The organism is Photobacterium sp. R1 (assembly GCF_054600795.1).
Genome location: NZ_BAAHZP010000453.1, coordinates 1 through 281, shown reverse-complemented (window position 1 = coordinate 281; position 281 = coordinate 1). Strand labels below are relative to the sequence as shown.

Annotated in this window: 1 protein-coding gene; it reads right to left on the bottom strand. The window is 54.8% G+C overall.

The features are described from left to right. Window positions 1–281, bottom strand: a 281-nt coding sequence (locus tag ACYP03_RS25820) for an ABC transporter permease (RefSeq protein WP_459782652.1), incomplete at both ends; no start/stop codon positions are given.

Below are 281 nucleotides of genomic sequence, written 5' to 3'. Positions count from 1 at the left end.
AAAGACATCACGCAACCAGTCACCCAGCAGGTTGATCACCAGCACCAGCGTCACCAGCACAATGCCAGGAAACGCAGTGATCCACCAGGAACCCGAGAAGATGTAGTTAAAGCCGATGCTGATCAGCGAGCCCAGTGACGGCTGATCGACGGGCATCCCCAGTCCCAGGAAAGACAGTGCCGCTTCCGACATAATGGCATTGGCCACCTGCACGGTAGAAATCACCAGGATCGGCGACAGGCAGTTGGGCAGAATATGACGGAACATAATACGCAGTGATT